This is a genomic window from Corynebacterium aurimucosum ATCC 700975, assembly GCF_000022905.1.
GTDB lineage: Bacteria > Actinomycetota > Actinomycetes > Mycobacteriales > Mycobacteriaceae > Corynebacterium > Corynebacterium aurimucosum_F.
Genome location: NC_012590.1, coordinates 477,388 through 500,367, shown reverse-complemented (window position 1 = coordinate 500,367; position 22,980 = coordinate 477,388). Strand labels below are relative to the sequence as shown.

At 63.3% G+C, this 22,980-nt stretch carries 20 protein-coding genes; 3 read left to right on the top strand and 17 right to left on the bottom strand.

Annotated features, from left to right (window positions below):
• Positions 1 to 58 precede the first annotated feature (58 nt).
• Genes CAURI_RS02500 through glmS form a run of 4 tightly spaced genes read right to left on the bottom strand, consistent with a single transcriptional unit; the run spans position 59 to position 5,107 of the window.
• A complete protein-coding gene (locus CAURI_RS02500) occupies positions 59 to 1,651 on the bottom strand; it encodes an aspartate:alanine exchanger family transporter (protein WP_010189485.1) in 1,593 nt (530 codons plus the stop codon).
• A 1-nt stretch (position 1,652) separates the two neighbouring features.
• Entirely contained in the window at positions 1,653 to 2,117 is a 465-nt protein-coding gene (gene tsaE, locus CAURI_RS02495; protein WP_010189487.1) for a tRNA (adenosine(37)-N6)-threonylcarbamoyltransferase complex ATPase subunit type 1 TsaE, read from the bottom strand.
• Entirely contained in the window at positions 2,107 to 3,204 is a 1,098-nt protein-coding gene (gene alr / locus CAURI_RS02490) for an alanine racemase (RefSeq protein ID WP_012714848.1), read from the bottom strand. Before alr ends, tsaE begins: the two co-directional genes overlap by 11 nt.
• 31 nt (positions 3,205 to 3,235) lie before the next feature.
• Positions 3,236 to 5,107, bottom strand: a complete 1,872-nt coding sequence (gene glmS, locus CAURI_RS02485; protein ID WP_010189492.1) for a glutamine--fructose-6-phosphate transaminase (isomerizing) — start codon at positions 5,105 to 5,107, stop codon at positions 3,236 to 3,238.
• A gap of 117 nt (positions 5,108 to 5,224) precedes the next feature.
• On the opposite strand from glmS, the gene CAURI_RS02480 reads away from it, so the two are divergent.
• Positions 5,225 to 6,046 (top strand): dienelactone hydrolase family protein, encoded by an 822-nt coding sequence (locus tag CAURI_RS02480; RefSeq protein WP_012714846.1) that lies wholly within the window; start codon positions 5,225 to 5,227, stop codon positions 6,044 to 6,046.
• A gap of 73 nt (positions 6,047 to 6,119) precedes the next feature.
• Here CAURI_RS02480 and CAURI_RS02475 read toward each other — a convergent pair whose 3' ends face one another.
• The 10 genes from CAURI_RS02475 to eccCa all read right to left on the bottom strand — a co-directional run bounded on the left by CAURI_RS02475 (position 6,120) and on the right by eccCa (position 17,434).
• Positions 6,120 to 6,338 carry a hypothetical protein gene (locus CAURI_RS02475; protein ID WP_010189496.1) on the bottom strand — a complete coding sequence of 73 codons (219 nt, stop codon included), beginning with the start codon at positions 6,336 to 6,338 and terminating at the stop codon, positions 6,120 to 6,122.
• A 358-nt stretch (positions 6,339 to 6,696) separates the two neighbouring features.
• On the bottom strand, positions 6,697 to 8,340 hold the full coding sequence (locus CAURI_RS02465) for a hypothetical protein (protein ID WP_010189499.1): 1,644 nt from the start codon (positions 8,338 to 8,340) through the stop codon (positions 6,697 to 6,699).
• The gene (locus CAURI_RS02460; protein WP_049754553.1) at positions 8,340 to 8,651 is read right to left on the bottom strand and encodes a hypothetical protein; all 312 of its coding nucleotides are present in this window, start codon (positions 8,649 to 8,651) and stop codon (positions 8,340 to 8,342) included. Before CAURI_RS02460 ends, CAURI_RS02465 begins: the two co-directional genes overlap by 1 nt.
• 141 nt (positions 8,652 to 8,792) lie before the next feature.
• A complete protein-coding gene (gene glmM / locus CAURI_RS02455; protein WP_010189502.1) occupies positions 8,793 to 10,136 on the bottom strand; it encodes a phosphoglucosamine mutase in 1,344 nt (447 codons plus the stop codon).
• Between the two features lie 172 nt (positions 10,137 to 10,308).
• Positions 10,309 to 10,845, bottom strand: coding sequence for a 30S ribosomal protein S9 (gene rpsI / locus CAURI_RS02450; RefSeq protein WP_010189504.1), 537 nt, complete (start codon positions 10,843 to 10,845; stop codon positions 10,309 to 10,311).
• Positions 10,845 to 11,288, bottom strand: a complete 444-nt coding sequence (gene rplM / locus CAURI_RS02445) for a 50S ribosomal protein L13 (RefSeq protein ID WP_010189505.1) — start codon at positions 11,286 to 11,288, stop codon at positions 10,845 to 10,847. Before rplM ends, rpsI begins: the two co-directional genes overlap by 1 nt.
• 435 nt (positions 11,289 to 11,723) lie before the next feature.
• Positions 11,724 to 12,011, bottom strand: a complete 288-nt coding sequence (locus CAURI_RS02440; protein ID WP_010189507.1) for a WXG100 family type VII secretion target — start codon at positions 12,009 to 12,011, stop codon at positions 11,724 to 11,726.
• A gap of 70 nt (positions 12,012 to 12,081) precedes the next feature.
• Positions 12,082 to 12,399, bottom strand: coding sequence for a WXG100 family type VII secretion target (locus tag CAURI_RS02435; RefSeq protein WP_010189512.1), 318 nt, complete (start codon positions 12,397 to 12,399; stop codon positions 12,082 to 12,084).
• Positions 12,400 to 12,578: 179 nt separating this feature from the next.
• The gene (locus tag CAURI_RS02430; protein WP_010189514.1) at positions 12,579 to 13,709 is read right to left on the bottom strand and encodes a type VII secretion-associated protein; all 1,131 of its coding nucleotides are present in this window, start codon (positions 13,707 to 13,709) and stop codon (positions 12,579 to 12,581) included.
• A complete protein-coding gene (eccCa, locus tag CAURI_RS02425; protein ID WP_236660848.1) occupies positions 13,706 to 17,434 on the bottom strand; it encodes a type VII secretion protein EccCa in 3,729 nt (1,242 codons plus the stop codon). Before eccCa ends, CAURI_RS02430 begins: the two co-directional genes overlap by 4 nt.
• A gap of 129 nt (positions 17,435 to 17,563) precedes the next feature.
• Here eccCa and eccD point away from each other — a divergent pair, with 129 nt between their 5' ends.
• Complete coding sequence (eccD, locus tag CAURI_RS02420) at positions 17,564 to 18,895, top strand: type VII secretion integral membrane protein EccD (protein ID WP_010189517.1); 1,332 nt, start codon at positions 17,564 to 17,566, stop codon at positions 18,893 to 18,895.
• The gene (locus CAURI_RS02415; protein ID WP_012714843.1) at positions 18,892 to 20,067 is read left to right on the top strand and encodes a S8 family serine peptidase; all 1,176 of its coding nucleotides are present in this window, start codon (positions 18,892 to 18,894) and stop codon (positions 20,065 to 20,067) included. The genes eccD and CAURI_RS02415 overlap by 4 nt, the downstream gene beginning before the upstream one ends.
• Here the strand turns inward: CAURI_RS02415 and eccB are convergent.
• The 3 genes from eccB to rplQ form a co-directional block, all read right to left on the bottom strand.
• Positions 20,027 to 21,286: a type VII secretion protein EccB gene (gene eccB, locus CAURI_RS02410; protein WP_010189519.1), complete on the bottom strand. Its 1,260-nt coding sequence runs from the start codon at positions 21,284 to 21,286 to the stop codon at positions 20,027 to 20,029. The genes CAURI_RS02415 and eccB overlap by 41 nt on opposite strands.
• A 55-nt stretch (positions 21,287 to 21,341) precedes the next feature.
• On the bottom strand, positions 21,342 to 22,202 hold the full coding sequence (gene truA / locus CAURI_RS02405; RefSeq protein ID WP_010189521.1) for a tRNA pseudouridine(38-40) synthase TruA: 861 nt from the start codon (positions 22,200 to 22,202) through the stop codon (positions 21,342 to 21,344).
• Between the two features lie 236 nt (positions 22,203 to 22,438).
• Complete coding sequence (gene rplQ, locus CAURI_RS02400) at positions 22,439 to 22,918, bottom strand: 50S ribosomal protein L17 (protein WP_010189522.1); 480 nt, start codon at positions 22,916 to 22,918, stop codon at positions 22,439 to 22,441.
• Between the last annotated feature and the right edge of the window lie 62 nt (positions 22,919 to 22,980).

Here is a 22,980-nt window from a genome sequence, read left to right as displayed (position 1 = left end):
ACGGGGAGATATCCTACGCGACCACCTTGCCGCGAACCTGGACAGCCCTTGAGAAGGGTCAGACGATCAACAACGCCAGGACCTGGCACATGAGGATCTTGCCGATCATCGCCGTGGGGTACACGGTGGCATAGCCGCGCTCTGCCAGCTGGGTTCCGGTCTGGGGGTTGAGGTAGGCCATGATCGCCGGGTTCGTGGTCATACCCGCGGCGATGCCCATCGACTCATCAAACTTCAGGCGCAGCACCAGCATGGATACCGCGACGATGCCGATGGCGGAGACCAGCGACAGCACAATGCCCACTCCCATGTACTTCAAGGAGGTCGGATCGGAGAGGGCATCACGGAACTGGCCGCCTGCCGACGTACCCACGCCCGCCAGGAACAAGGTCAAGCCCAGCGTGGAGATTGTCTGCTTGGCGTGGAAAGGAAGCTGCCAGTTAATCGGGCCCGAGCGGCCCAACGCGCCCAGGATGAGGCCGACGACGATAGGGCCGCCGCCGAAACCGAAGGAGAGTGTCGTGCCACCCGGCAGCGGAATCGGGATAGCGCCGAAGAGCAGACCAATGAAGAGACCGAGAGCAAAGGGGAAGAGATCGACGTTGCCGAGTTTGGCTTCGGAGTCGCCGAGGAAACGGCGGACGTCGTCAAGCCTGCCCGGCGCGGTGATAACGCGCACGCGGTCCGAGTAGTGCAGGACGGTTTCCTCGTTCGGCACGACGTCGGAGTCGCCGCGGCGCACGCGCGCGATGAGGAAGCCTTCCTTGACCGTGTCCAAGTCCTTGAGCTGATAGCCCGCCACGCGCGGGCTCGACACGGTCAGGCGGCGGTAGACCAGGCCATCCTCCTCGTGGAGGTTGAGGTGGATCTCCTCACCCAGCTGGGAAATCGCGCTATCGAGCGCTGGAGCCGTGCCGTTGAGTAAGAGCTCCATGCCGGCACGCAGCGGCAGCTCCGGGTAGGCCAGGTTGTGGTTATGGGGATTGTTCACGTGGCGGGTAGCGATGACGCGCTCGCCGGTCACCTCCTGCAGCTCCCCTACCGTTGCGTCGAAGTCGCGGGTCAGGCGCACTGCTCGCCACTCCAGCGGCTCCGCAATCATCCCCTCAGCGCGGGCATCCTCAACGTGGTTCACGCGCAGCATCTTCGCGCCGATGGCGGCAACCAGAATGGTTCCGATGATGCATCCAGGGTAGGCCAAGGAATAGCCCACCACCGGGGTGCTATCGCCGCCCAGGGCCTCAACGACCGCAGCCATACCCGGCGTCGAGCTCACCGAACCCGCGAGAGTACCGACGCTGATCGCAGGGTCCAGATCAAAGAGACGCATCGCCAGGGTAGTCAGACCCGCCAACACGAAGAAGAAGACGATGACCACCACGGACATCTTCCAACCACGCCGGCGGAAATCTTCGAAGAAGCTGCGGCCGAAGTTCAGGCCGATGACGTAGACGAAGATGGCCAGGCCAAATTGATACACGAACGCAGGGACCACGATGTCCGGGTTCGCCGCGGACAAGCCCAAGGCCACGAACATCGCGGCGGCGGCGCCGAGCGAGATGCCGAAGACATTGATCTTGCCAACGGCTAGTCCCACCGCCATGATGAGAAAGAGCGTGAGCAAGGGCTGTTCAGCAAGAAAAGCCAGCACGTTAATTCACCCATTTCCATGTAAATACGCGGACGTCATCATCCGAATCGCGGTTAATTGTGACGGCGAGATACACGTCAGAAAGCCGCTCCATGAAGCCCCCGCCCCACTCGGCGACGACAACAGCATCCTCTATTTCGGTGTCCAAGTCTAGACTGTCCAGCTCCCCCAACGGATCTTCAGAATGGTCGAGGAGGCGGTAGGCATCCACGTGCACCAACGTCGGCCCGCCCACGCGGGAAGGGTGCTCGCGCGCGATGACGAAGGTCGGTGAGGTCACCCGCCCCTTCACCTGCATCCCGCGGGCAATGCCCTGTGTAAAGGTGGTTTTCCCGGCACCTAAGGGGCCGTCGAGGATAACCAGGTCCCCGGCCTCCAGAGCCGCGCCCAGCTCCTCGCCGAAGGCCCAGGCATCCTCTGGCGTGGCGGCCTCACGGCGTCCTTCGTGTGGAAAATCACTGCGCATCGCTAGCTCCTTCGCGGTATGTACGCTCGGTGCGCCCGGTGGGGCGGCACACCACTTCATAGTTGATGGTCCCGGCTGCCTCGGCCAATCCAGTGGCGCTCATACCGCCGCGCCCGAAGATAACGGCGGTGTCCCCGGCGCGCACGCCGTGGGGGTTAGAGCCAAGGTCGACGACAATCTGGTCCATACAGACCCGCCCCACCTGCGGGTAGAGCTCGCCACCAATGCCTACCTGCAGCGCCCCCTGAAAGGCACGCGGCAGACCATCGGCATAACCCACGCTGACGGTGGCGAGCTCGCGCTCACTCTCCGCTGTCCAGGTCAGGCCGTAGCATGTGGACTCCCCCGCCGAAATCGGCTTCACTGCGACGACGGATGCCTCCCACGTCATGGCGGGTTCCAGTCCATGGTCGAGCCCGGCGACTGGTTCAAGCCCATACAGGGCCAGACCGACGCGCACCTGCTCGAAACGAGCTGAGGGGCGGGTCAACGCCGCGGGCGAGTTCGCCAGGTGGTTCAGCGGACACTCCAGCCCCACCTCACGGGCAAGCGCTAGGGCCTGGCGGAACTCCGATTCCTGATGATCATTGTGCGGGTGTTCCGGCTCATCAGCGCAGGCGAAATGGGACATGAGGCCTAGGACGGTGATGTGGGGGGCGTCGGCAAGCAGGCGGAAGGTCTCCTCCCACACATGCTTGTCGACTCCCGAGCGGTGCATCCCCGTCTCCACCATCACGAAGGCTTCGGTTGGGGTCTCGGCGGCGATGAGCGCTTGGGCGTGCGCCAGCGACGGGATGCCGATCTGGATATCAGCGGCAAGGGCTGGGGCCAGGTCCTCCGTCGGCTCCCACAGCCAAGCAGCGATGGGGAGGTTGTCGATGACCTTCCGCAATGCGACTGCCTCGGCCAAGGTGGCCACCCCGAAGGCATCCGCCCCAGCCTGCGCCATGACCGGGGCGCAGCGCTCGATGCCGTGGGCATAGGCATCCGCCTTGACCACGCACATGAGGCGGGCCGGGGCCACCGCCTCCTTCACGCGGGCAACATTGTGGGCAATAGCGTTGAGGTCAACGGTGGTTTTCAACATGCCCACTATTGTGCCACTTAAGGGTGCGGCGCTATTCGACGGTCACGGACTTCGCCAGGTTGCGCGGCTGGTCCACGTCATAGCCCTTGGCGGTGGCTACACCGCAGGCGAAAATCTGCAGCGGCACGGTAGCCAGCAGCGGCTGCATGAGCGTCGGCGCCTGCGGGATGCGGATGATGTGGTTGGCGTAGGCCTCGACGGCCTCGTCGCCCTCTTCCGCGATGACGATGGTGATAGCGCCGCGGGCGCGAATCTCCTGGATGTTGGAGACGACCTTGGCGTGCAGGGAATCGCGGCCGCGCGGGGAAGGCACGATAACGAAGACCGGTTGACCCTCCTCGATAAGCGCGATCGGGCCGTGCTTGAGCTCACCGGCGGCGAAGCCCTCAGCGTGCAGGTAGGCAATCTCCTTGAGCTTGAGCGCGCCCTCCAGCGCAACCGGGAAGCCCACGTGGCGCCCCAGGAAGAGCACCGACTTGGCGTTCTCCATAGCGTTGGCTAGGTCGTAGACCTGCTGCTCGTTATCGATGATTGCCTGGACCTTATCCGGCATATCACGCAGGTCCTCGAGGACCGAGTTGACCTCATCGGAGAACATGTTGCCGCGCAGGCGCGCCAGGTAGAGGCCCAGCAGGTAGGTCGCGGTGATCTGCGCCAGGAAGGCCTTGGTGGAGGCCACGGCGATCTCCGGGCCGGCGTGGGTGTACAAGGCGGCGTCGGACTCGCGCGGGATGGAGGAACCCTGGGTGTTGCAGATGGCGATCACCTTGGCGCCCTGCTGGCGGGCGTGGCGCACGGCCATGAGGGTATCCATGGTCTCACCCGACTGGGAAAGGGCCACGACCAGGGTCTTTTCGTTAACGATCGGATCGCGGTAGCGGAACTCGTGAGCCAGCTCCACCTCGCACGGGATGCGGCACCAGTGCTCGATGGCATAGCGCGCGACGTGGCCAGCGTAGGCGGCGGTGCCGCAGGCAATGACGATGATCTTGTCGATGGACTTGAGCACCGACTCATCGATGCGGATCTCATCGAGGACCAGGTTGCCGGTCTCATCGAGGCGGCCCAGCAGGGTATCGCGCACGGCTGCCGGCTGGTCGTGGATTTCCTTCTCCATGAAGGAGTTGAAGCCACCCTTTTCGGCCGCGGCGGCGTCCCACTTGATCTCGAAAGGCTTGCCCTGGGCAGGGTTGCCCTCATAGTCGGTGATTTCGATGTCATCCGCGGTGATGGTCACGACCTGATCGTTGTCCATCTCCACGGCAGACTTGGTGTAGTCGATGAAGCCGGAGACGTCCGAACCCAGGAAGTTCTCCCCCTCACCCAGGCCGATGACCAGCGGCGAATCGCGGCGTGCGGCCACGATGCGGTCCGCCTGCTCGGTGTGGATAGCCAAGAGGGTAAACGCGCCCTCTAGGCGCTTGCCGGTCAGCTGCATGGCCTTGGTGAGGTCACCGCCGGCCTCATTGTGGAACACATCTGCCAAGAGGGTGGCGGCTACCTCGGTGTCGGTCTCGGACACGAAGTTGTGGCCCTTGGCCTCCAGCTCGCTCTTGAGCTCAGCGAAGTTCTCGATGATGCCGTTGTGCACGACGGCGAGCTTGCCGCCATCCACCACGTGCGGGTGGGCGTTCAGATCAGTCGGGCCACCGTGGGTAGCCCAGCGGGTGTGCCCGATGCCCAGGACGGAATCCTTCAGCGGACGCGCAGCGATTTCGGATTCCAGCGCAGCGACCTTTCCGGCCTTCTTACGCCAGCCGATCTCACCATCGGCGTACATTGCGACACCTGCTGAGTCATAGCCGCGATACTCCAGTCGGCGCAGGCCCTCCAGCACAACGTCTAACGCAAAGTACTCACGGCCATCGGTATTTCGGCCAATGTATCCAACGATTCCACACATGGGAAAAAATTTTACAGCATGATTTATCATGCGGAATCTCAAGGATCGCGTTTAATTCTCCCCCACTGTCTTATAGTGTCCACCGCTTTACCTACTCTTTGCTCTATTCTGTAAAGCGTGTCTGCGAATTTGAAGAAGCATCTCGGTACGTTGTCTAAGCGCGGCCCGCACCGCGTTCTCGTCGGGGACCTGTCTTATGCAGGGCTGGAGGGCAAGGTCTACACCCCGGTTGAGGGCAAGGGCCTTCCCGCCGTGGCATTTGCCCACGACTGGACGAAGAGCATCAAGGACTACCACGCCACCCTGCGCCATCTGGCTAGCTGGGGCATCGTGGTGGTTGCTCCTGATACGGAGACGGGCGTCTTTGCCAAACACCGCAACTTGGCTGCCGACCTCGAATCGGCCTTGCAGATTGCCGCCGGCGTCAGGCTGGGTGCCGGCAAAATTTCGGTGTCCGCTTCCAAGCTGGGTGTCTTTGGCCACGGCATGGGCGGTGGCGTGGCTACCCTGGCTGCCGTGGATAACCCTAAGGTCCGCGCCGTCGCGGCCCTCTACCCTGCCGATACTTCCCCGTCCGCGGTTCAGGCGGCGCACGCTGTTCAGGCACGCGGCCTCGTTATTGGCGCAGGCCAAGATGATATCTTCCGCGCCGGTAATCCTGCGAAGCTGGCCAATGCTTGGGGCGGCCCGGTGGCCTACCGTGAGATTGCTAAGGGCACGCAGTCCGGTTTCAGCGAGGATAAATTCTTCAAGTTGGCGCTTGGCTCCGGCTTCTTCCAGGGTTCCGCCGTTGAGACTGCCCGCGGCCTGGTCACTGGCTTCTTCCTGTCCACCCTGGCTGGCGAATCCAAGTATGACGCCTTTGCGGCTGCCGACGCCTCCGCCAAGGGCGTCGAGAGCTTCGTCGGCGAGGACCTCACCAAGCGCGCGGGTTTCTAGCACGACAAGGAAGCGCTTCAACCAGGCAGCGCCGCAAGGCGCACATGTGCTCCGACTAAAGCAGGACGATCGTTTATTCGTCCTGCTTTAGTCGTTTTAACTGAGGAACCTCAATGAAAAGCCAGACAATTAGTGCAATGCCCGGGAGAAGCAGCTGAGCGGCCGTCCACAGTTTTATGTGGGCTATCTCTCTGTCGTATTTAATCTCAATGCCAAGCACAACAAAAGCCACCAAGAGGTATAAAAGGGGAAGAACGCCCCACAAGACGTCGTAAAGCCAAGGGACTGTCATGCGGTCTTCTCCCAAACCTTGCTTGATACGTGCAGCGGCTACTCACGCCACAGTAACACCTGGGGGATACTGGCGCACAGAGGAGTTGCCCGGTTTCCGTGTCACCCGCGCCTGAGTACTGATTGCACTTGGCCGCGCGGACGGCCTCGCCCCTGCCCCTGGCTTTGACTGTGCGCCCCGCCCCTGGAAGCAGGGTTCCGCCGCTGCGGCTCCGCGTGCGCTTGGGCTTGGGCGGCACGCTGCGCAGACTTTTCTAGCTCATCTTGTGCTTTAGCCATGGCTTTCTCAAACTCCAGCAGCCGTGCGGCTGTGCGCTCGCGAAATCCGCGCGCGAACTCATCAAAATCATTGTGTGGCATTACCACTGCCCTGCCTTTCGTGCGTGTACGGAGGAGGTTTCTGAACTTTCTTGCGGGGGCATTTCTGGTGTGGCCTCAGCCCCAGCGGCTGGACCTGGCGCAGACTCAGGTGCAGGTGCTGGCGCCGGGGTTGGTTGTGGCGCCGGTGCCTCCGCTGCCTGCATGTGCGCAAGTTTCTCTGGCGGTGCCTCTGGCTCAGGAACGTTGTTCAGCTCCGGAGGAGGCGGCGCAACGCCGTTATCGGGAGCAGGCTCTGGCGCGGGTGGTGGGCAGGGTTCTGGCTCTGGCTGCGGTTCTGGCTCTGGCTTGGGCTCGGGTACAGGATCCGGTACGGGCTCCGGCAGATTCTCCACGAAGTCCACAGCGGCCTCAGCCAAAAGCCCCAGTCCCAGAATGGCAACCCCCACGCCAAGCAGGCCTAAGCTTCCACAGCAGGCTTCTTCAGGCTTGCACTCACCTTCTCCCGCAACTGGTGGCTGCTCTGGCTTCTCGCAGTCCTCGCCTCTTACTGGCTCTTCAGGGCAGTCAATCACTTCCTGTTCTACAGGCGCGGCGGGAACCTCCGCCCCCGCATCTGCTGGCTTCGTGGTTCCTATTTCACGCTGATGCTCGCTACAACCGCACGACTGCGCTTCCTTCTCCGTATGGCAGCTGCAGGGTGTGTGCTGCTCTTCTGGTGGAGTCGAAGCAGGTTCAGTCGGCACACTGTGCGGCTCAGTCGGCTTCGCCGGCTGTGGCTTGCCTTCAGCCGGTGGGCACTCTTTTTCAGACACTGCGGCAGGCTGGGTGGGCTCCGGCTTTTCTGGTGGTACCGCCGGTGTCTCTGGTTTCGGTTCGACAGGCTGCTGCGGTACGGCTGGCGACGAAGGCTGGGTTGGCTGAGACGGCTGTGTGGGCTGAGACGGTGCGGACGGGGCCGGCGCTGGGGAGGGCTGGGCTGGTGCACAAGCTTCAGGCTCAGGTTGCGGGCACTCTTTCGGCTTCTCTTCACACCCGCATTCGGGCTCTGGCGGGGTTTCCGGCAGCTCCCGCTCGCACACCTCGGTGCAGCGCCTTTCAAACTCGTCGTAGCAGTTCTCAATGGCGGTATCGCGGTCCCGGCACGTTTGCGTGATGGTGTCATTCGTCTTATCGATAAGTTCCCCACCAATGCGCGATATCACCGGGATGATGACCTTTCCCAGAGGATGCCGCTGCAACAGCATGGTCAAGATGTTAATCAGTGGAATCACAGCAGAGATGAGCTCTGCCACCGCGGAATCAGAAACATCAACGACGTCTTCGATGGCATCCGAACACTGCTGCGCGGATTCCACCAAATCATCGGCTTCGTCCCTTTCCTTCTCGAAGTCATCTTGCACGCCGCGCAAATGATCCATGAGCGCTCCCCCGGCCAGCGATAGAACCGTACCGAGAAGGAATTCCCGCAACCCGTTACCACCGCGCCCTGGGCGGCGAGCACCCATCGCCGACACAGTGTTCGTAACCAAGTCGCCTGGATTGATCCCTTCGACCGACCCCACCATGTCCCCCAACAAGCCAATTGGCGTGCTGGGCCCGGAATAGCCTCCTTGGCTTGCCGCCTGGAACTGGGACACCGCTTGCGAATAATCACCCAAGAGTGACTTGACCATCGTGGACATCAATTCACCCCTGCTTCCTGGTCACCGAGTTGCCCGGCGAGGCCGCGGTCCACGTCCCCGAAAGCACGCAGTTGTTCGCGCGCGGCATCCGCTGTGGCCGATAGGTTCTCCAACCGCCACGCACCGCGTTCATGGAGCCGATTCAGCAGGGCCTGAATCTGTGCACCGTGCCCGCCGAAATCACGCCCCGCGGAGGACTGGGGAAAATTCGGCCTATCCCCGCGATGTGCGTCACTTTGGGCACGGGTTTGGTCCACGACGGCGTCGAGAAGCCGCGTGGCTTCATCCTCATCAAAAAATACGTCGGGCATGTGCGCCCTCCTTCTCGTCCACAACAAACAGTGATTCCTGCTTTTATTGGACTGAGAAACATCCCCTCCGGTTCCCACGCCACCCCACAAAAATGCGAAACCCCAGGCCAGAAGCCTGGGGTTGTGATGAAGTGAGTAGAACTAAACTGCAGCGACGACGGCCGCAAGCTTGCCTGCGACCTTGCGCGCCTGCTCCTTTTCAGCAGCCTCTACCATGACGCGGAAGAGCTCCTCCGTGCCAGACGGGCGCAGCAGAACGCGGCCCGTCTCACCGAGCTCCGCCTCGGCAGCAGCGATAGCTTCCTTAACCTCAGGGGCGTTAAGGATGACGGCCTTGTCGGACACCGGCACGTTAATGAGCACCTGCGGCAGCACCGTCATCACGGAGGCCAGCTCCTTGAGGGACTTTCCGGACTTGGCCATGCGCGCCATGATGGACAAGCCGGTCAGCGTGCCATCACCAGTGGTGCAATCATCCGGCAGCACCACGTGGCCGGACTGCTCGCCACCCAGGGAGAAGTCACCGCGGTTGAGCTCTTCCAGCACGTAGCGGTCACCCACGGCGGTTTCCTTGATATCGATGCCCTGCTCCTGCATCGCCAGCTTCAGGCCCAGGTTCGACATCACGGTGGCCACCAGGGTGTTGAAGCGAAGATCGTTTTCTTCCTTCATGCCCACGGCGAGGATCGCCATGATCTGGTCACCGTCCACGACGTTGCCCTCTGCATCAACGGCCAGGCAGCGGTCAGCGTCACCATCGTGCGCTAGGCCCAGATCGGCGCCGTGCTCGACGACGGCCTCCTGAGTCTTCTCAATGTGCGTCGAACCGCAATCCTCATTGATGTTGAAGGCATTGGGCTTGTTATGAATGGCAACAACTTCAGCACCCGCAGCCTCATAGGCCTGCGGCGCAACCTTGGAGGCAGCGCCATTAGCGGTGTCGACGACCACCTTGATGCCGCTGAGATCCGTCGTGACGACCTCCGCCAAGTGCTTGAGGTAGCGCTCGCGGCCGTCGGGAGCCTCCGAAATAATGCGGCCAATCTTGGTCGCAGTCGGACCATCTTCGGTGAGATTGTCCATGGCGGCCTGGATGCGATCCTCCACCTCATCCGGCAGCTTCTTGCCGCCCGCGGAGAAGAACTTGATGCCGTTGTCTGGCATCGGGTTGTGGGAGGCGGAGATCATCACGCCGAGATCTGCCCCAAAGTCATCGGTAAGGAACGCGATTGCCGGGGTGGGCAGCACGCCGACGCGCACGACGTCGACGCCTCGCGACGCCAAGCCCGAGGCAATCGCCGCATCCAGCATCTCACCCGAAACACGGGGGTCGCGCCCGATAATCGCCAGCGGGCGACGCTCATAAGATTCACGGTCTGAAGTAAGAACTTCCGCCGCCGCCTGGCCCAAGCGCAGCGCGAGAATCGGTGTGAGCTTCTTGTTCGCGAGGCCGCGAACTCCATCGGTTCCAAAAAGTCGAGTCATAGTTGTTCATTATGCCCGCTCCCCCTTGTTTGGCGCAGATCGGTCCGCCTTTGGTGCTTGATCATACCCCACCACATGGCAGGAAATGCGCCCCACCCCTGCCATACATGGCGAAAGCCGCCGCCTCCATGAAAAGGAAGCAGCGGCTTTCGGAAAATGCAGTAAGCGAAGATTAACGCTTGGAGTACTGCGGGGCACGACGTGCCTTGTGCAGACCAGCCTTCTTGCGCTCCACGGCACGAGCATCACGGGTGAGCAGGCCAGCCTTCTTGAGGGCCGGGCGGTCAGCCGGGTTGTAGATGTTCAGTGCGCGGGCGATAGCCAGGCGCAGGGCGCCGGCCTGACCGGTCGGGCCACCACCGTTGACGGTGACCTTGATGTCGAACTGACCCTCGCGCTCGAGGATGGTCAGCGGCAGCAGGATGTCCTGCTGGTGCAGCTTGTTCGGGAAGTACTCGTCAAAGGCACGGCCGTTGACGGAGATGTTGCCGGAACCTGCAACGAGGCGAACACGAGCGATGGCGCGCTTACGGCGACCAACGGTCTGGATCGGGCCCTCGTGGATAGCCGGGGCAGCGGTCTCAACCTCAGCCTCGGTATCGGTTGCCAGGGAGTCACCGATGGTGTTGGTGAACTCCTCGGTAGCGGCGGTTGCTGCAGCGATGTCGGCAGCGTCGGCTACATTGTTGTCGATGTTCTGCTCGGTCATTACTGTGCCACCTGCTTAAACTCAAAGGTTTCCGGCTTCTGGCCGGCGTACGGGTGCTCCTCGCCCACGAAAACGTGCAGCTTCTTGATGGAGGCGTTGGAAAGCTTGTTGTGCGGCATCATGCCCTTCACAGCTTCCTCGATAACGCGGACCGGGTTGGCGTCCAGGGACTGACCAAGGGTCATGGACTTCAGGCCGCCCGGGTAACCGGAGTGGCGGTAGCGCATCTCGCGCTCGCGCTTGTTGGAGGAAATGTGGATCTTGTCCGCATTCAGGATGATGATGTGGTCGCCGCAATCAACGTTCGGTGCGTACTGGGGCTTGTGCTTGCCGCGCAGCATGTCAGCCACGGTGGAAGCGAGCTTGCCCAGAACCACGTCGGTAGCGTCGATGACGTACCACTTGCGGGTGATGTCACCGCTCTTCGGGTGGAAAGTAGACAAAATGACTCCTTGAAAGTCTGTCTCGGAACTGCCGGCCATCGCTATGTAAGCCCCTACGCAGTACATACAGCGGCCGGTGGAGACCTGCAGCACGCGCGCACCCACGTCAATAAGGGTGCGGACACATAGGTGTTTCACTTTAGTACGCAGCAGTTTGAAAACCCAAAACGCCGATATCGCCCCTCATCAACGCCTCCATCCCAGTTAATTCGGGGTGGGGGTTCGAGACAGATACGTTGATGAGAAGCGATACCGGCGCCTTGTACTGAGTGGGCGGAGGGTGGTGTGGGCCAAGGTGGCGCGTCCAGCCCTTCCATTCTCTGCGCCCCTCCCCTAGCCTTCGTGCCTTCCTCCCTCCCGCTCACTGCTCATGGTGGTGAATGGTCAGGCAGAAAGTGTCCGCGCACCCAGCTCAAGACTCACGGATGGAGTGCTTTAGCCCCAGCTGGCGGCAGCGCGACGGTTGACGTCGCTCATATTGTCATTGCCCTGGGAAACCGTGGTGGAGATGGTCGCCAGCACCGTGTTGAGCTCGGCGGCAGCCTTATCCCACTTCGCCTGCGCCGCGTTATATGCCGCGGCGGAATCACCCTCCCACGTCGATACCATCGGCTGCAAGGTGGATTTGAGGTCACCGAGGAGGCCGTTGATACGGCCGGAGGTGGAGTTGATGTCGGCGGCGGCACCGGCGATGGCGCCAAACTGATACTTGATTCCAGACATTGCGTGTTCCTTATCTTCTGTGTTCGTGTGTGATTCAGCGTGTGCAGTAGTCAGTGAAAGCAGCTCGTGTTTAGAGGGCCAGGCCCGCGCCGCCAACGTTCTCGAAAGACTGGGCGTTATCAGCCTCGACCGAATCAAAGTTACGGGCATTGTCCCTGATGTTCTCGCTGATGGCGGTCAGCGCCTCACGCAGCTGCTGCGCGGAGGAGTTGTAGCGCTGCATCAGGTTGTCAAAGGAAACCTGCGCGCGGCCTGCCCAGCTGCCGCGGACGGAGTCCACAACGCCCTGCAGGCGGGTGAGCTCCCCCTGTACCTCATCGTTGGTGGAGTCGACGCGGCCAGCGGTGGCCACCATTACGTCGGCTTCTGTGCGGAACGTTTGAGTCATGTCCTTCTCTTTCCTTCTTGTTCCCTACCTTGGGGCGTATCCCTTATTCCTAGGGATTGGTGTGTGTTTCTTTTCCCCCGAGAAGCACCCTGTGTCCTTCTCACCCTTATTGGACTGAGCTAGTGGCCCATCGGTTCCCGCTAGTTTCCAGATTTTTGAAATTCACAGAACTTCTCCGCTTAGTCCTTCTTGACCAGCGATTCCGCCGCCATTCGGCAGGCGGCCTTCTGCACGACGTTGGGCTCAAACTTGGTGTGGCAGCCCACGGACATCTGATGGCCTTTGTCTTCCCACATCATCCACACCACCCGCGAGCCATCTCCGGGCTCCTCGGTATATGTCAACCGCCCTGATTCTTCTACCGGTTCACTCAGGGCGGGATCGGATTCAACCTGCGCTTTGATCTCTGTGAACAAAACGTCGACAGGCACGTTGAAAAGTGGATCAGCAGCTAGGAGGATGCGCAGGTTGGGGTCTTCACCGGCAGCGGTGACCAGGCCATCTTCCACGCTGGTGCGGAATCCTTGAGGAAGCACCAGGGACATTCCCTCCACGTCGATGGCCTGCTGACCGGGGCGCAGCTGCCTGCTTCCGGATTCCTCAGCTCCAGCCCCCTCAGCAGAGCCCTCGGGCTGTGCCTCCGTGCCGGGATTCGGGGCCGCGCCCGAAGTGCCGGAGGCGGCGGATGTTACTTCGGCGGCCTGATCGGGAGTCGACGCTGCCACAGCCGCATCCTTGCGGCCCACCGCCCACCAGGACACCCCGGCCACCACGAACACCATGACCGCGATGGCGATATAGAAAGGATCGATACCTCCCAACAGCGCGGACCAGCGCGATTCCGCCACACGATGCGAACGCCCACGGCGAGCGGGCCGGGGCCGCTCGACAGTCACCGCGTCCTCATCCCCAAGGTCCTCGTGCGGCACGTCCACGGCCAAACGGGACGAAGACGGTGCAGCACTAGCCGCAACAGACACGGGCGGTGGCGAAGGTTCTGGTTCCTGCACGGTCGCACCCGCGCCGGCAAGCTGACGGCGCAGGATGCTCACGGCCTCGACGCTGACGTCCGTTCCGGAGGGATCCGCCACCACGTCAACGCTGACATCCGGCCATTCCGCCCCGCAGACCTTTTCGGCTTGGTCGAGGACTGCCTCCAGCGCCCAGCCTTCGGCGATTCCGGTACCGGGCAGGTCATAGCGATAAATCGTCTCTGGGCCTTCATAAATCGTGGCGGCATCGAGCACCGTAATAACTAGCGTGGTCTCGGGCGCGGTTGTCGGGGTTCGCAGTGCATGCGTCGCGGTCATTGGTTCTCTCCCTTATTGTTTGCGGTCTGTGGTGAGGTATGTGAACTATCGGCGCTTGGCACATAGACCTGCGCCAAGCCTTGGGATATGCCGCGGACGCCCCATTGGCCGCGGCCGGGCGGTAATGCCGTTGGTTTGATGCCGAAGATGGCGCCTTCGTCACGGTCGGCGTCGAGAAGCAGCAGCGCCGGCTGCAAGTCCCGCACCGCCGAGAGGAACTGCCCGAACATCGCGCGCCCGATGCCGCCTGCTTTGCGCGCGAGCACCAGGTGCAGCCCCACATCGCGGGCGTGCGGGAGGAGCTCCAGCAGAGGTGCCAGTGCTATCTCGCTGACAAGATCGAGGTCATCGATGACAAGATAGATATCCGGGCCCTCCCACCAGCTCCGAGCGGCCAGCTGGGCAGGGGTGACGTCGGGGCCGGGAAGGCGCTGCTCCAGGGTGCGCACCGTATCGAGAATGGCTTGGGTGGCCGCGCTTGCCGACGCCCCATAGGCCGCCACCATCTCTTCATCCAACGTCCCCAAATGCGCGCGGCGCTCATCGATGACCACCAGACGGGCTTTCTCCCGGCTCAGCTGGCTGATCCCGGCGAGAATCACGCTGAGGAAGTGCGATTTACCGGAGCCTTGGGAGCCAATGCACACGAGGTGAGCCTGAACGCGCGGATCCCAGCTAAGGACCTCGAGGTCCGGTCCACCGATTCCCCAGGCCACCCCGTCGGATGACGAGTCCTCTTCTGGCTCGGGTAATTCGGTGAGCACAGCGGGCAGCATCTTCAGCGGTGGAACCGGCTCGGCCTCTGCATGCACGCCGCAAATATGAGCGATATCCTGCGGTGATGTCGCTGCAAAAAGGAGGTTCTCCCCCGCCAGAGTGATCCCTCGCCCGGGTGCTGCCGGTAGCTTCTGCTGCGCCTTGCGGTCGATAAGGGAATCCATGGCTTCGCCCAAGCGCAGCTCAAGGCGGGCCGCGATGAGATCCCGAATCGATGGCCGCAGGCTGGTCCACCGCGCCGCCGCAATCAAGACATGAACGCGGGCGGAGGCACCGTCAGCGACCAGCTGGGTAATCGGCTCGGCTAAGTCCTCAAAGTCTGCCCCGGAGGTGCCGATGTGGTGCCAGCCGTCCACGATCAAGAAGGTGTGGCGAGCTTCTGGGCGGCGCACGAGGCCGGCGACTTCATCGACGATGCGCCGCACCTTTTCCGGTTCTTCACGGCCGGCCACCCCGGCCACGTGGGGCAGTCGGTCCAGCACCCGCAGCTGCCCGCCGCCCAAGTCGATGACATAAAAGCGCACCTGGTCTGGCGAATGCCGCAGGGCCATCCCGGACGCGATACTACGCAGCGCCATCGACTTGCCTGACTGCGGTCCGCCACACAGCGCGAGGTGCCCACCGCCCGTCGTGAAATCCACGATCAGCGGGTCTTGGTGCTGGTGATAGGGACGATCGATAAGCCCCACCTCGGCGCGCAGCCCGCCACCCGCGCCGGGCGGATCCGTGCGCAGAGCGGCAACGCTGGATAGCTCCACCACTGGTGGCAAGGGTGGCAGCCAGATTCGCCGCGCTGACTGGCCGCGCTGGGTGGCTTCCTCCCGGGCGGCAGCCACCACTGTGTCCAAGAGCGTGCTCGAAGAATCCACGAGCTCCGTATAGTCCACGTCCTCCTCCGACGTGCGGTGCCCGCTAAAAAGCTCCACGCGTGCCGAATTCCGCGCTTTCTCGGCCGCGTCATCATGAACCACCCGGCGCGTGACCGGGCCAGAAACATAAGAAGCCTGAAAGCGCGTGGGGGCATCGGCATCGGTTTTGAGGTAGCCGGCTCCCGGCTGGGCGGGGAGGTGATAAGCATCGGGCACGCCGAGGACCTGGCGGGATTCCCCAGCGGAGAAAGTCTTTAACCCAATGCGATAAGACAGGTGCGAGTCCAATCCCCGCAAGCGCCCTTCCTCCAAGCGCTGGGAGGCCAGCAGCAGGTGCACGTGCAGCGAGCGGCCGAGCCTTCCCACCGCGACGAAGAGCTCTGCGAAGTCCGGGTGCTGCCCCAACAGCTCCGAAAACTCATCCACCACAATGACCAGCGCCGGCAGCGGCCCGTGCTCCGCCACCGCGGCAGCGGAGGCGTTGAATTCACCCACGTTGGCAAAATTTCCTGCCTTGCGCAGCAGCTCTTGGCGGCGATTCATCTCGCCGGAGATGGCATCATACATTCGCTCCACCAGGGTGGATTCTTCTTCCAGGTTGGTAATCACGGCGGAGGTGTGCGGCAGCTCCTCACAGCCTAAGAAGGTGGCGCCACCTTTGAAGTCAACGAGCACGAGGTTAAGTTCCTCCGGACTGTGCGTGGCGGCCAGCGCTACGACAAGCGTTCGAAGTAATTCAGATTTTCCGCTGCCCGTGGCACCAATGCATAGTCCATGCGGCCCCATCCCACCCTGGGCGGACTCCTTTAAGTCAAGCATCAGCGCGTGCCCGGACTCATCGACACCGATGGGCACGCACAGCCGCTCAGCAGGGCTGCGCCCCTGCCACATGCCGGAGGCTTGGAGCGCATCCACATCCCGGAATCCCAGCAACGAGGGCAAATCCGCATTGCGACCGTGCCGAGGCGTGGACGTGACATCACCGCCGAACGGGCGGTGATAGGGCGCGAGGGTGCGGGCAAGGAGGAGGGCCGTGGGGACGTCGACAAGCGCGCAGCTTCCCAGCTCCTCCTCGCCCGCGGCAGTAACCACGGAGAGCGTACCTTCCGCCCGCAGGTAAATGCCTTCCTCCTCGGCGAGGCGGCCCAGCGGCGAATGAGGCGTCACGCCCACGGCGATGGTGGTTGTGGGGCTATCCCCCGGCGCGTCCCTGCGCAATTCACCACCGCTATGCCCTTGTTTCTCCGTCATGACGCAGATGCGAAACTGCGCCTGGTCAGGATCCCTGGAATGCGGCAGCCACTTCAACCATTCCCATTCCGGACCGTGATACTCAATGCCCACGGTCTCCGGGCCATGCAGCACCGCCAGGTGTAAAAGCAGGGCACGGGCCATCCCAGCTGCGTCTTCACCGGCTAGGCCGACGACAGGAAAGGCCTGCAGCTGGATGACCACCGGCATATCCGCGAGTGTTCCTACCGCACGCACAGTCTGACGCAGGCTCACCGCGCACACCGGGTCGAGGTCTTCCGCCGCACCCGAATCCGGCACATTAATGGGAGTGCACAGGGCCATCGGCCCCGTCCCCACCCGCACTTCCAGGGCATCCGGGGCATCCGCCGCCCGCTCCCACAGGCGCGGGGTAGGAATCAACGCACCAAGCTGCTCGGGGTCAGGGTTGCGGTGTTCCTCATGCGCACGCTGCGCCGCCCCGCGCTCCAGCGCTTCCTCCCGCAGCGCCTTGAGGTGGCGCAGGTAGGTCCGGCGGGTCTCATCCGGATCCTGCCCGCCTCCCTGCGGGTTAAACATCATGGCCATACTGGCCAGCATCATGAGCGGAAACATGAGGCTCATGGGGCTCATCCGGCGGGCATCCCCCGCCCCGAGAACCATGAGCGCCACCATGCCCAGCATGGCCGCGATCATGACCAGCGGCATGAGTAGGCGAACCAGTGGCACGGGTTGAGCGCGAGCCGCCTCCGGCACCGCTTCGGCGTCAATGCTGCCCTGCGGCAACGGTGGTGCTGGCTCCCGATAGGCCGCCACCCCGGTATCAACGACGCGTGTAGGTACGCGCATGTCAAAGTCCTTCCCCCCGAAGTACTCCACCGCCTCCTTAAGCGGTGGACAGCGTGCCACCAGTAAGCCACAATGTGAGGCAATGGGCAAGGGGTTGCCCAGAAAAATTTCTCGGGGGAGGTATATTCCATGACTCGCGCACTCGCGCATTCCATTCACGTCACCATCCGCATCCATGCAGGCCAGACCCGCAAAGAAGCAGATGTATCGCTACCGCTTTCTTCCAGCGTCGGGGAGGTGCTGGGGGAATTGCTCGTGCTTGTCGACGTCCCTCCCGCCCCCATCCTCTGGCGCGCCACCACCGCGGCGGGCAAGACCATATCGATGACCACGCCGCTCGACCGCACCAGTCTGGAAGACGGCTCCGTCCTGGTGCTCAGCCCAGATGCGCCGACACCGGCGCCCATCGTGCGGGATGCCGCGGAGGCACTCGCTGCCGAGGCCTCGACCACGCAGCTGTCTGGTCTAGCCGGGTTCTGTGGCGTAGCGGGGCTCATCGCCGTCGGCGCGTTGCTCGCCGCCGCCCTATCTCCCTCGATTGGCTGCGCCGCCGCTGCACTCCTCGGCCTCGTACTCGCGGTATGGACCCGGCGCGGTTCTCTGCTTGCGACTGCCCACGTAGCTGCTGGTCTGGCGGGGGCGCTGTCCACTGGCGCACCTGTATCTACGGGCCCATTCGGAACCGCGATTCCGGCCGCGCCACTCGTGGCTGCGGCGGCGGCCGTGGGTACCGTGGCGGTGCTCTCCCACGTGGTGCGTATTGGCGGATTACGCGCTCGGGCAAGTGCTGCCACGTGGTGCCTGCTCGTGCTCGTCGGCGTGCTTGGCCCCGCCCCGTTGCTTGCCGCCACCGTGGTCTTGCTCGCGGCCTCTCCCCTGCTGACCACGCGGCTTGCTGGACTTCGAGTGCCGCAACTGCCCACCGCCGGGCAGGACTTGAGCATCTCGGATGAGGACCCCACGGATAACTCTTGCAAAGCCCGGCGCGCCGGGCAGGCCTACGAAGGTATAGCCGTGGGCTGCACGTTGGCGGGCATTCCTTCCCTCTTTCTCGTCGCGCTCAACGCTCACGCGGACACAACCGTGGTTGCTTCCCAGGCACTGTGCGTGAGTATCGCTGGAGCAGTCATCGTGCATGCGGCACGCCATGCCCGGCCCACTGCGGCGTGGGCACTGGGCATCTATGGCCTGGCCGCGGCTAGTGCCGCGGTGGCGGTTCCTCTGCGCGAGTGGCAGCTACTTAGTGCCCCGACCACGGGAACGTGGGTGTTCAGCGTCATCGCGGGTCTCATCGTGGTGGCCATGCTTTCAGTACCGGTGTGGGCAGGCAAACTACAGCAGATTGAGCCGACCACCATCGTGTGGTTCGAGCGCGCCGAGGCGCTCGCGCTCGCCGCTTGTTTGCCGCTCGCCGCGCACCTGGCTGGGCTCTTCGAGTTCATTAGGGGGTTGGGTGCATGACAGATCTAAGCAGAATCGGCGCTGCCAGCGCAGTCCTTGTCGCCGCCCTGGCTTGGAGCTCCTGCGTGTGGCCCGGGCCGGTAGCAGGTGCCCGCGAACCGGATACCGCCTGTGCAGTGGCCACGCGGTCTGCGGCAGGACCACAACCCTCGGCGCAGTACTCGGAGTATCGGGCGCGGCTGCATTCCTTTGCCACGGGCGCCGGGGTGAAGGTCGCGGTCATCGACACCGGGGTGGCCGCCCACCCACAGCTGCGCGTATCACCAGGAGCGGACTTCGTTACCCCAGAGGAGCCAGACCCGCTGCGGGATTGTGACCTGCACGGAACGGTGGTGGCCGGCGTCATCGCAGGTAGGGAACTCGGTGTGGCTCCGGATGCGGAAATCTACTCCATCCGGCAGACCAGCTCGCATTACCGAGCGCCAGCAGCAGAGAACGGTGAAGCCGAAAGAGCTGGCTCCGGCACACTGGCCAGCCTAGCCGCTGCCATCGAGGATGCGGTCAACGCGGGTGCACGAGTCATCAACGTCTCCGTGGTCTCCTGCGTTCCGCCGGATGCCGCGGCGCGGGTGGACCGCGCTGGTGTGGATGCCGCGCTTCGCCGTGCGGAAGAGGCTGGGGCGGTGGTCGTGGCGGCGTCGGGAAACGCCACGGCTGGCGGCTGCGAAAAGGATGATGTGGTCTTCCCCGCCGAGTCCGCTACCGTCCTCGCGGTCGGCGCTTTAGCCACGCCGCACGACCTCGCGGAGTACTCCATCGCCGCGCCCCTCAGCGCGGAAGGAAGCGTCCCTCTTGCGCTTGAACCTGGCGGTGGCTGGGCCACGGGAAAAGGTGACTCTACTTTTCAAGGCACATCCTTTGCCGCGCCGCTGGTCAGCGGTACTCTCGCTTTGCTGGTACAGCGCTACCCCGGAGACTCCCCGGCACAGCTGCGCCAGCGCATCATTGATTCAGCCGAACCCGGGCACGGGGTAGTAGATCCCCTCACTGCGGTGACCTACCGGCCCGCGAGCGAAGCCCGTGAGGATCGTTCAATTGTGGTCGCGCCTGCGGCGGCACCGAAAGACACGGCCTGGCCACAGGTGCGTTTGCTTCTTGGGGCCTTAGGTTTGTTCATCCTCGTGGCGGTTTTCAGTGCTCAGCCTTTAAGGCCTCCGCGCGGCTTAAGGTAGAGCCTTCCGGCAGCAGGCGCAGGATCTCCCACGGCACCTGTTCCGGTTCCTCCACGCCCAGCGCGCTCAGCTCCGCAGCACCAGCCAGCTCGTGGCGCCTGCCGGTAGCGGACACCACGTGATAGCCGTGCCCGCTATCCACGCCCACGCCAGCTTGGAGGCCAGCGAAACGGTGCGCGGGCGAATCTCCCGGTAGGTCCACCGTTGACGCCACTGGCCGCAACGTGCCAGCACCCTGCTCGTGAGTGGCACACAACCAGCCTTGCTCAGGAGACAGGAAGTCCACGCGGGTGGTGGGCAGGTTGAAGGTCGGTGAGACGTCGCCCAGCGCGGCCACCTCCTGCGCCTGTGCGGGCAGGCGCTGGGCACCCACGCCGACGAGCATCTCCGCCTGGGTGGGCGTGATGGAGAAAACGCCGTGCTCCGTGCGCGCCCAGAGCTGCTCACCGGTGTCGAGGATCTCAGGCGGCGCGGCTGGGAAGCTCAGCGGCTCCAGTTCTGTGAAGGCGTTGAGCATTTCCTCGGGCATGGTCCACACAGCGGTTTCTGCAGTCATCCCCAACGCGCGGCGCAGCACCCTGCCCTGCATGCTCGTGGCCTCGGGCAGCACGACTCGGCCTTGCCCCGTCAGCAACCACTGCGTCCCCGCGGATTCCACCACGGCGGCGTGCTCCGCATCGAAGGTGGGAACGGCATGGTGCGCCACCACGGTGACGGTGCCAACGCGGCTGGAGGACTGCCAGTTTTCCCCCTGCGTAGATTCCTCCAAACAGGCCGACCAGCCTGGCTCCTCCCCCGTTGCCGCACCTAAGAGGTTGGGGGCATCCGCAATTCCCAGCGGTGTGCCCAGGTTCATCTGCTCCAAGAAGCTGTCGCCAGCGACCTGCGCCTCGACCGGTTCGTTGGCGATGAGCCTGGCCGAAGCCAGGTTGGCCACCGGATGATAGGTGCCGTTCACCAGCGCTAAAAGCTGCCCCTCAGAGGAACGCACCACAGGCGCATCCCCTGGCTGTGGGTCCGGCTGCATCCAGGCGATGAGTCCTGAGCCGAGACTCAAAAAGGCCACGGTGGCCACCCCACCAAGCAGGGCGCGGCGCCGTCGCTTCAGCGGATCATGAATCATGCGGATATCCCCGAAGACCAGCCCATGCTCGAGGCGACGCAGTAGAAACTTGTGCCCAGACACCTGGGCCTTGGTAGTAGGCAACGCGCGTGCCATGAGAATCCTCCCCCGAATCAGTGCGCCACCCTCCCACGGCGCAGTGGTTTCTAGATTAACCCAACTCGGTACCCTCCGCAGCACGACGGCTGCGGGTCATCTCCGCGCGTGCAGCCAATTGGTCTGCGTCGGGATAGTCCACGCCGACTAGGCTCAGCCCCGCGGCCGGGGCGAGAGGGATCTGAGAAGACCTGCTGGTTTCATTGAGCATCTGGCCTGCGAACTCCACGTCGCGGGAGCCTTCGCCCACCCGCAGGCAGCAGCCTACGAGGCAGCGCACCATGGACCAGCAAAAGGCATCGGCACTCACGTGAGCCTCATAAAGCTGCGGCTCCGCCGGCGTGGAGACATCCTTCCACTCAAAGGCCAGCAGCTCGCGGATGGTGGTTGCGTGCGGCTTGGCCTTGCAAAAAGCCACGAAATCGTTGAGGCCTACCAGCCTGTCGGCAGCAGCCTGCATGAGGTCCAGGTCCACCGGCTTGAGCCACGTTGCGGTGTCCCGAGCGCGGGTCGGCAGCGCGCCGCGCGGATGAGTGGTGATGCGGTAGACGTAATGGCGGCGCAGGGCGGAAAAACGTGCGTCGAAGTCTGGCGACACCTCGGTGCAGGCATGCACGCGAACGTCAACGGGCAGCAGCTTGGCCAGCCGCCTGACCAGCTTGTGCGGCTCGCCGTCGATGCTGCGTTGGCTTAACGCCGCGCGGGTGGTGTCGAAGTGGGCTACTTGGCCGCTGGCATGCACGCCCGCATCGGTGCGCCCGGCCACCGTGAGCTCCACCGGGTGGCGCAACACCATGCTCAGCTTCTCCTCCACGGTCTGCTGCACCGTGCGAAGACCACCCTTCTGCCGAGCCCAACCATGGAAATCCGTGCCGTCATAGGCCAAGTCCAGTCGCAGGCGAACGCTTTCACTCATGTGGGTTGATGATACCGTGCGTCGGAAGTGCCGCGCGGACTGCGTCCGTGGTCCGTTTTAACAAATAAGGGTCTAAAAACTGCAGTTTCCAGGGCCCTATTTGTTAAAACGGTACTTAATTCAATTGGGCTGTTCCGATCTGCGCCACAAGGCCGTCCGCCCGGACGCAGGAAACGACAGAGGCCCGCGCCCCACCACAGTGGTGAGCGCGGGCCCTGCTGAGACCTAAAGAAGAATTACTTCTCCTCGGTGGTCTCCTCTGCCTCAGCCTCGGTAGCCTCAGCCTCTTCAGCCTTAGCTTCCTCGGCCTGCTTGGAAGCAGCAGCGCGGGTAGCGCGGTTTGCCTCGGAGGTCACGGTCTCCTCGAGAACGAGGGAGATCTGGGACATCGGGGCGTTGTCGCCGGAGCGGTTCTCCAGCTTGATGATGCGGGTGTAGCCACCCTCACGGTTCTCGAACTTCGGTGCCAGCTCATCAAAGAGGTAGGCAACGACATCCTTGTGCGGGATGAGCTTGAGAACTGCGCGACGGTCAGCAACGGTGCCGGCCTTCGCCTTGGTGATGATCTTCTCGATGTACGGACGAAGAACCTTCGCCTTGGCATCGGTGGTCTTGATTGCGCCGTGCTCGATCAGGCTCGCAGCCATGTTGCTCAGCAGGTGCTTCTGCTGGCTGGCGGAGCCGCCGAGACGCGGACCCTTCTTGGGGGTAGGCATTATGTACTCCTCGTGTGCGGATTAAGTGAGCGCGCGACGGGGCGCAAAAAGTCGCGCCGTCA